Below are 8862 nucleotides of genomic sequence, written 5' to 3' on the forward strand. Positions count from 1 at the left end.
TTCCAGGAGATAATCCATTAGTGCTTGAACTGAAGAGTTTAGCCATGCACGACGCATATCATATTGGGCAAATTGTATTCCTTAGTAAAATGCAAGGAGCTTGGCCAGAGAAACGCAGCTTTTAATGAAGCTTCATTAGCTTTACAGCTATTCCATTATAGGGGGTTTTAATGGAATAAGAACGGGAACGTCCAAATCGGACGTTCCCGGTATTTTATACCTAAAAACGACAATACTGCTTAACAAAGCCTAAAAATTTGCTCAATTGCTTATAAATAAAAGCCAACATTTTGATGCTTGCTTTTGTTTATAAGTAATTATTTTAATGGATATCTCTCTTTTTGAACCGTCCACCACGTACTTCCGCAATATTTGCAATTGCTAAGAAAGATGATGGGTCAATCTCTTCAACAATTGTAGTTAACTTAGACTCTTCAAGTCTGGTAATTATACAGAAAATTACCTTCTTTTCCTCTCCAGAATAGGCACCTTCACCATGTAAGTATGTCACACCACGTCCTAGGCGATTATTGATTGCATCACCTATCTCTCTTGCTTCATCGCTAATTATCCACACTGACTTTGTTTCTTCCATTCCAGTAATAACAATGTCAATGGCTTTAGCAGCAATTACATAAGCTAAGATTGAATACATAGCTCTATCCCATGTGTAAACGAATCCAGCAGAACCCAGTATAAATAGATTGATGAACATAACAATTTCGCCAACAGAAAAAGGCACTTTTTTACTTATTACAATCGAAAGTATTTCTGTACCGTCAAGCGCACCACCGTTACGAATTACAATTCCTACACCTACACCTAAGAAAATGCCGCCAAAAATTGTAGCAAGAAGGATATCCTCAGTGAAGGGTGGAATAGGATGAAAATATGTTGCAAAAATGGATAGCATTACAATCCCATATATAGTAGATATAGCAAAAGTTTTTCCAAACTGTTTATATCCCAGATATACAAATGGTAGATTCAATAGGAAAAGAAAGATTCCTAGTTTTATACCTGTGATATGAGAAAGCATAATGGAAATACCTGTAATCCCACCATCAATTACATGATTGGGAATTAAAAAGATTTCCAATCCAGTGGCCATTAACAACGCACCAATTGTAATAAGAATGGTCCGTTGGATAATTACCAAACGGGATAACTTTCTATGCTGCTTTTTTCGTGCTAAAACTTCCTTCAGAAAAATCACACCTTTTATTATTCATTTATCACTATTATACCCTAATATCAAATTAGGAAAAATAACTTTGAATAATAGAAGTCCTGACCTGCGCTCAGTTTGTTCCAATCGTTTTAATAAAGATCAATTTCTTCGATGTCAATATCGTTATCTTTTTGTTCAAGAATCCTTTTACATCTCCGCCTGAGATGAAAATTCCCCCGCAAAGTTATTGTCCTATAATTGTAAACACGACCATTTCTTGAAGAACTGGATAAACTGATGCAACTTCTTCCATTGACATTTTCGAATGTGATATTACGTTATTAGGTATCTCTACTCCATCTAAACCAGAAATAAGAAATCCAGTAAGACTAACCCTTTCAGCACTATTTCCACTAACGTAATAATCCTTTGTATATCCTTTACGAAGAAATTATGCCACCTCACCGTCATTTATATACACTACTTCTGTAGCTGTGTCATTTGCGGAATTATCTTTAATTTAACTGTTTTTACCTGCTTCTGGAACTCCATTGTAATATGTACCTATACAGGATTAGAGACGTATTCCCTATTCACAGTTATCAAAGGTATTATTCTTGATCCTAGTATTTTCAAATTTGCAAGGTCGAATTCCTGCAAAATTACAACCTTCAAATGTATGATCATTAATACGAACGTTTCTAATGAATCTATCCGGTGTATGTCCATGATTACCAACACCACAAGGATAAGCCGAGTTGTTTTCAATTGCTTCAAAATAGTTATCACTATTCGCTTCATTTTGTGCAGATTGTAATGTACTTTATTCATGTTCTGATGCTTTTATTTCTGTTTCAGCATCATAAACAATCTTATTCAGAGTAAAGCTGAAGCCATCGGATTTACTATTGATTAGCGCCATTATGCGGACGGAATAGATATAAAATCTAAAATCTTTTAAAATTAACCCGTGTTTTATATTGACTAAACGTTTATTCAATAATAAAATAATACTGAAAATTCAGTTAAAAATGGAGGGGTTGCATTGGATTTACATTTTGAGATTACTGGCAGTGGTCATCCTGTTGTACTTATTCATGGCGGTGGTGCTGATTTGAGGCAATGGACATTTTTGGCTTCTCTTTTATCTAAGGATTACAAAGTTATTGCTTTTGATGGACGTGGTGCTGGTAAATCACCATCCCCTATAAAACATGCAAACTATGTTGACGATGTTTTGGCATTAATGGATTACCTGGAACTTAATCAGGCAACGCTTATTGGTCATTCCATGGGCGGACAGATTGCAACTGATTTCACCCTTAATCACCCTGAAAGAGTATCGAAACTTGTATTAATTGCTCCTTCTTTGACTGGTTTTCCCTATTCAAAGGAGTTTGTACAATATCATGACAAAATATTGGAAAGCGCCCCCAATATAGATAAGATGTTGGATCTTGCCCTTCTTTCTCCAACATATCAAGTTGTTATCGATAGTCCGTACAAAGATCTCGCTGTTCAAATGCTCACGCATCATTTCGGGCGCATGCTTAAGTGGCCCGCTGATTTCTGCATGAAATGGCCTCAGCCGCCAGCAATGGGACGATTAGAAGAATTGAACCCCGAAACTTTATTTTTTATCGGCAAAAAGGACTTGGCAGACAATTTTCGGGTTGCCGATTGTTTCCGCAAGGTTCCAAACATCCGTTTCATCGAACTGGAGGATGCCGATCATATGCTGCCCCTCACCCATTCTGAAGTTTTATATCAAGAATTCACTGCTTTTATGGAGGATTGAAGTTAAAATGCCACGTACACCCGAAGAGAATGACCGCATTCGCCAAGCATCCAAAGAAAAAATCCGTGCTGCAGCCATGGAGTTATTTATGAAACAAGGATATTACGCTACTTCTATAAGCGATATAGCCAAGAAGGCCGGGATTTCTAAAGGGTTACTCTATAACTATTACAAAGGAAAAGAAGAACTTCTTTCTGAAATGGTCGTGGCCAGAATCAAGGAAGTGGTTGAAGTCATGGAAGAAGCGTTCACCTTAAATACACCTCGTGAACAGCTTGAACATATTATCAATGGTGCCATTGATAATATCCACAAAAAACCGGAAGTCCACCGCTTCTATCTACACCTGCAAACTCAGCCAGAGGCTGATGAAGATTTGATAAAATACAGTCATCTCATAATTGAAGGAAATGCTAGACAATTTGAGTTTCAATGTAAGATATTTGAAAGTATGGGGGAAAAGGAACCAAGGAAACGATCGTTATATTTTTCATCTGTGCTACAAGGGATTATGTTGACGATTTCCACCTATCAACATGGGTTTCCGGTAGAAGAAATAAAGAACCAGATTATAAGGGAGTTTTGTAACTAGTCTACCGTTTGATAGGCCATATCTTGAATGAAGATTAAATGAGGAACTTCAGCAATCGGGCGTTAAAATGGTCTTAAAGAGATAGAAGTGAACACAAAAAGGTAGACACTTTATTTAATTAGGCAACCTTAGGGCATTAACCTGGAAATCACATATCCTGCTAGGACGAAAAAAAGGGGCTGACCGCAAAATGATGTTTCAGTCATTTTGGGCAGCCCTGTAAAAAATATTTTCTGAAAATTTCCCGTTCACTTGGTTGTTTACCTATTTCTGCTTCCTTTCTAACATCTGTAAGCTTGTAGAGGACACCCTCGACTTCTATGGATAAATATTCATACTCCACCACGATAAACGATGTAAAAATAACCTCCTTCGCCCTTCATAACACTTCCTCTTTACCATTATGTACACACTTTGCTGATATTCATTTATAATCAGTGCTTCCTTTAAACCATCGAACAACATTTTTCATTAACAAAGGCTAATAATATAATTTATATAGTTTGATTCTCGTAAACGCTTTCTTTTTGCTTGGTTGCAGAATTTTCTTCCTTCCCAAATGGATCGTACATTTTTTCCCGAATAAACAGTGCAGGAATTAACGCTGATACCACATACGCAATAGCAAGTGTAGCCAATCCGAACCCAATTGAATAGGATTCCGCCATGATACCAATGAGAAATGGAGCCATAGCTGATCCGACTCGACCAACATTATATGATCCCCCTACAGCTGTACCACGAATATGTGCAGGAAAACTCTCAGCCATGTAAGTAGCATTAACCGCATAAGGTATACCATAGAGAAAACCTAGTAAAGTAAGTAACAGAATAATATTAGACGGTGAATTATAAAGATAAACGATTGGTAAGACAATAGCAGTAGAGAAACCACCAAATACAAACAGCGTTTTACGACCGTATCGATCTGCCAACCAACCTGCAATGATTTTACCTAAGATCGCCGCTGTATATGTCCCTACAATATACCCTGTCATTTTTTTAAAATCAAAACCTAAATCAGAAACAATATACGTCGGCAGCCAAGTACCAATGCCATAATAAGCAAATTGTAAGAAGGTCGCAGTAAGACCCCAAAATATAAAAATCTTTCTTGTTTTTGAATCTTTGAAAATCGCAGCCCACTCATTTTTCTTATTACCCCTGCCCATTTGTTTTTGAGCTTGAGCCCTTTCTTTCCACCCTTGAGGTTCAGGAATTTTGAATCTGATATAAATTGCCAATAGAACAGGTACAACAGCGATAAAATAAAGAGGCCTCCATCCGTATTCAGGCAAGATTGCACCAGCCAATAAAGCCGCAACTAAATATCCTAATGAATAAGCTGCTTGTAGTGTACCTAAGATCGTCGTCCTTTTTTTTGTAGGTACATATTCAGCCATGAGCATCGTAACGATAGTATATTCGGCCCCAATCCCGATAGCAGAAATGAAACGAATAACGATAAATTGTTCATACGTTTGGGCAAACCCAAGTAAACACGTTCCAATGGAGAATAGAACCATCATCCAGGTTGCCATTCTTACCCGGCCAAACCGGTCAGATAACCAACCGCCGCCGATTCCGCCAACGGCCATACCCACTAAGGACCATGTAGCGATGAGACCTGCATCTACTTTACCTATATTAAACTCTTCCATTAGACTAGGCATCGTGATAGATAGCATGATTAAGTCCATGCCATCTACCATAAGACCTAAAAAGCATGCGACGAATACCACAATCCAAGTCCGATCTGACGTACCATTATTCATACTAAGCCCCCTTGATTTTGGATTAACTACTTGTAACAATGGTAAACATCTATTCGATGTAAGCGCCATCAATTTGAAATTGAAAAGTCATCGGATGATAGGAATCTAATGAAGACTTTATTCATCACTGCTTCGTTTTCCCAAACTAATATTGTTCAATTAACATGGTATTAGCATCGATCGTATTATTATTAATTAGGGGATTTCTTTAAAGCTAACTATAGATATCTTACTCCAGATACCACCATTAACGAGATATCTAGATGCCGACTTAGTCATTTCAAATAACCTTATCTTCTATAAACGATTTAATTTCTTCTTTATCGTACCCTAATTCCATCAGTACTTCTTCAGTATGCTCCCCATGTAAAGGGGGATGCCTCTCGATTGTGACTGGTGTATCAGAGAGTTTTAATGGTGATCCCAAAAGTTTAACAATTCCAACTGAGGGATGTTCAACTTCCTGAATCATTTTCCTTTCAAGTACTTGTTCATCTATAAAAACTCTATCTAAAGTATTGATGGGGCCGCATGGAATATTGTTTTCTTGGAAAATTCCAAGCCATTCATCTGCTGTTTTTGTTAATATCACTTCTTGTAATATAGGAATTAACTCCTCCCTATATATGATTCTTGCATTAGCTGTTGCAAAACGCTCATCCTGGGGTAATTCCTCTGCATTTATTAATGAACAAAAACGCTGGAATTGTCTGTCGTTGCCTACTGCAATTATGATCTCTTTATCTTTTGTTTGAAAATTCTGATAGGGAACTAGTGTCGGGTGCTGATTTCCATATCGTTTAGGCAGATTTCCTGTATTTAAAAAACCTGTTCCTATATTCAGCAATGAAGCAACCATCGAGTCCATAAGGGAGATGTCACAATGCTGACCACGACCGGAATGATTCCTAGCCTCCAAAGCGGCTAATACACTAATGATTGCATATAGTCCTGCATATAAATCGGCCATCGCAATCCCTGCTTTTACAGGTGCATCATCGGATGTGCCATTCACACTCATAAACCCACTCATTGCCTGAGCAAGAAAGTCATATCCAGGTAATAGTTTATACGGTCCTGTATGACCAAACCCTGTAATGGAGCAGTGAATTATTTTAGGGTTCAACTCTTTCAAGTCTTCATATCCCAGTCCTAACCGCTCCATCGTTCCTGTCTTAAAATTTTCTACGACAACATCAGATTCCTGGATGAGTTTTTTTATGATTTGAATTCCTTCTTTTGACTTTAAATTCACCGTTATGGCACGTTTATTTCGATTAACTGCCATATAATACAAACTGATATTTTCAATGTCCGGAGGAAACCATGTTCGTGTTTCATCAACGATATCCGGCCCTTCCACTTTAATAATATCTGCACCCAGATCTCCTAAAATACTTGTACAGACAGGTCCAGCCACCACTCGGCTTAGATCAAGTACTTTTATCCGGCTTAATGCTCCATTCATTGTTCTCTCCTCCCCTTTGACATTTAGAGTTTCACGGCCTGTTTTACATTTTCCAGCAAACCTTCTACCGCCCCTTTTGATACTTGGTCAAAGTCAACAATAGCATCAAACCATTTTAATAGTGATGAATCAAAGTAATTAAGTTCATCCAAGCCACTTGAAAGCAAATAACGATGGATATACTGTAAAGCCATGTATAATTTTCGATAGTTTTCTTGGGCTGTAATTTGTACTTCCGCTTCATTTAGCAGAAGACTGGCAGTGAATATATGATACATCCGGTTCATTAATTGTTTAGCAGGCAATTCCCTTTCTGGTCCATTCAGACTCATTATCCTCTTTGATTGCGATTCAACTTTTTTTGATATTTGCAGAAGAATCTTCCCAATCTGTTTAGTCAAAGAATTCGTAATCCCATCCAATCGATTGTAAAGGTCCTTAAAAAAGATTTCTCCTGCTTCATCTTTCACTAACGCTCTTACAACGTCTAAAGCAACAATATTCGTGGTGCCTTCCCAAATGGAACCCACATGAGCATCACGTACAAGTTTCGAATCTATCCAATCCTCGATATATCCATTTCCTCCCCTGGCCTCCATCCCTTCCGAGGTAGAATTTCTTGCACGTTTACAAATGAATCCTTTTAGCAATGGCGTCAAAATTCGTAATAGCTTTTCATCTTCCTGGTTCCCTTGATCGGAATTATCATAAACGGAAGCTGTGTAAAATGTGATGGACGCAGCTGCTTCGCAATCTAGCAATAGTTCAAAAAGAGTTTCTTTCATAAGGGGTTTTTCAGACAATGAGCTGCCAAATGCGACACGACCTTGAGCTGAAACGAGTGCTTCTAAAAAGCTTCTTCGCATCATCGCGCTAGAACGTACGGCGTTCGATAACCGTGAAGAATTCACCATTGACATCATTTGTTTAAAACCCTTTGTAATATCCCCTACGACATACGCAACGGCCCCTTCAAAAGTCACCTCACCAGAAGCCATATCGCGGGTCCCGAATTTATCTTTTAGTCGATTTACTTTGTAATTATTAAGAGATCCATCTGGCAGTTTCCTTGGCATTAAAAACATTCCAAGACCTTTAGTACCCTCGGGGGCGTCTTCAGGACGAGCCAAAACTAATGCTACATCTGCAGAAACATTGGAACAAAACCATTTATCACCCCAAATCTCCCAATGATCATCAACTTTCTTTGCTGTTACCGTATTTGCGCCAACGTCAGACCCGCCTTGTTTTTCGGTCATAAATTGGGCACCTGTCCATAATGTTTTCATATCAGTACTCGTCATACGAGACAAATAGGTTTCTTTTAAACCTTGATCACCAAATTTACTTAAGACCCTAGCGGCAGAGTCAGTCATGCTCATCGGGCAAGCCAAACCAAACTCGGATTGGACAAACAAATACCAAAATCCGTACTTTAACACGTGCGGTAGTTTAGTAGGAAATCCCAGCACAGGTTCATGAGACATAGCGACCAGTGCGAACTTCCCATATCCTAATGATTCCATCTCTTTATAGGACGGATGATAGGCAACTTCGTCTACTCGTTCCCCTTTTGCATCATAATTTATTAACTCGGGAGTATGCTTATCCGCCATCCGGGATAATTCATCAAGCCTTGTTCCGGCTATTTCCCCCAACTCCTTTAAGTGAGGAAGGGCCCGATTATAATTTTCTATAGAAAGATAATGCTTAAGTATAAAAGACAAATTTTGATCCTCTTCAAAAAAGTTTAATCCCTTTGTGTCGGGCATCGAACCAGAATAGGCTTTTCTTGAATTAGAGTTTATTAATTTCACGGACATATTAATCCCCCTTGTTTTCATTTTTAATAATTAATAAAGAATTTTTCCATTATCCCTCCTTTTACTTTTTTATACGGTTTACCGAATCAGGATCGTACAAGTTATTCATTTTTCAGGTTACTATTTCACTTCCTTTCAGCATTGCAATAAATTATTATTCATAATAAAGGAATCTCAATTCCTATAATATGAATATAAAGTTAGTTTTCAGAAAAGTCAATTTATTGCTCAAGAC

The 8862-nt window shown here is 37.9% G+C and carries 6 protein-coding genes; 2 read left to right on the forward strand and 4 right to left on the reverse strand.

Features of this window, described 5'->3' with window-relative positions; translation table 11 throughout:
* Positions 1-322: 322 nt before the first annotated feature.
* A complete protein-coding gene (locus tag ACFRAK_RS26780) occupies positions 323-1207 on the reverse strand; it encodes a YitT family protein (RefSeq protein ID WP_387599300.1) in 885 nt (294 codons plus the stop codon).
* Positions 1208-2216: 1009 nt separating this feature from the next.
* Here ACFRAK_RS26780 and ACFRAK_RS26785 point away from each other — a divergent pair.
* On the forward strand, positions 2217-2969 hold the full coding sequence (locus ACFRAK_RS26785) for an alpha/beta fold hydrolase (RefSeq protein WP_387598380.1): 753 nt from the start codon (positions 2217-2219) through the stop codon (positions 2967-2969).
* A gap of 7 nt (positions 2970-2976) precedes the next feature.
* Positions 2977-3561 (forward strand): TetR/AcrR family transcriptional regulator, encoded by a 585-nt coding sequence (locus ACFRAK_RS26790; protein WP_394572870.1) that lies wholly within the window; start codon positions 2977-2979, stop codon positions 3559-3561.
* Between the two features lie 494 nt (positions 3562-4055).
* Here ACFRAK_RS26790 and ACFRAK_RS26795 read toward each other — a convergent pair whose 3' ends face one another.
* The 3 genes from ACFRAK_RS26795 to ACFRAK_RS26805 form a co-directional block, all read right to left on the reverse strand.
* Positions 4056-5336: an MFS transporter gene (locus ACFRAK_RS26795; protein ID WP_387598374.1), complete on the reverse strand. Its 1281-nt coding sequence runs from the start codon at positions 5334-5336 to the stop codon at positions 4056-4058.
* A 280-nt stretch (positions 5337-5616) separates the two neighbouring features.
* Positions 5617-6804 carry a CaiB/BaiF CoA transferase family protein gene (locus ACFRAK_RS26800; protein WP_394572871.1) on the reverse strand — a complete coding sequence of 396 codons (1188 nt, stop codon included), beginning with the start codon at positions 6802-6804 and terminating at the stop codon, positions 5617-5619.
* 23 nt (positions 6805-6827) lie between these two features.
* Positions 6828-8627 carry an acyl-CoA dehydrogenase family protein gene (locus tag ACFRAK_RS26805; RefSeq protein WP_387598370.1) on the reverse strand — a complete coding sequence of 600 codons (1800 nt, stop codon included), beginning with the start codon at positions 8625-8627 and terminating at the stop codon, positions 6828-6830.
* Positions 8628-8862 lie beyond the last annotated feature (235 nt).

Source organism: Peribacillus sp. NPDC056705, from assembly GCF_043656335.1.

Bases quoted from the DNA above. Each gene is read 5' to 3' on its own strand.
- ACFRAK_RS26790 (WP_394572870.1), top strand. From the start codon at position 2,977: ATGCCACGTACACCCGAAGAGAATGACCGCATTCGCCAAGCATCCAAA.
- ACFRAK_RS26795 (WP_387598374.1), bottom strand. From the start codon at position 5,336: ATGAATAATGGTACGTCAGATCGGACTTGGATTGTGGTATTCGTCGCA.
- ACFRAK_RS26800 (WP_394572871.1), bottom strand. From the start codon at position 6,804: ATGAATGGAGCATTAAGCCGGATAAAAGTACTTGATCTAAGCCGAGTG.
- ACFRAK_RS26805 (WP_387598370.1), bottom strand. From the start codon at position 8,627: ATGTCCGTGAAATTAATAAACTCTAATTCAAGAAAAGCCTATTCTGGT.